Annotated in this window: 1 pseudogene; it reads left to right on the top strand. The window is 66.5% G+C overall.

Features of this window, described 5'->3' with window-relative positions:
* A pseudogene (locus tag SB753_RS36760) lies at positions 1-278 on the top strand (histidine ammonia-lyase); the annotation flags it as partial.

Here is a 278-nt window from a genome sequence, read left to right on the forward strand (position 1 = left end):
GAAGCGCTCTGGCAACGCGTGCGGCAGATCGTGCCGACGTATCGCGACGACCGTCCTCTCGCCGACGACATGAGCGTCGCATTCCGCATGATCGCCGGCGAGGCGCCGCCGCCGTTGCCGAGTCCGGGTAAGATGAGGCCGCGCCACATAACACCTGGTGGGGGCGCGGAGTTCGTTGCGGGCGCATCGATTGCGAGCCTCGCCGCGGCGGCGACATTTCCCGCGGCAGCGAACAGCGGGAGCAACATAAACAGCATGAACAGCCCACTGAACACAGC

It is taken from the genome of Paraburkholderia sp. SIMBA_053 (assembly GCF_046534895.1).
GTDB classification, from domain to species: Bacteria; Pseudomonadota; Gammaproteobacteria; order Burkholderiales; family Burkholderiaceae; genus Paraburkholderia; species Paraburkholderia caledonica.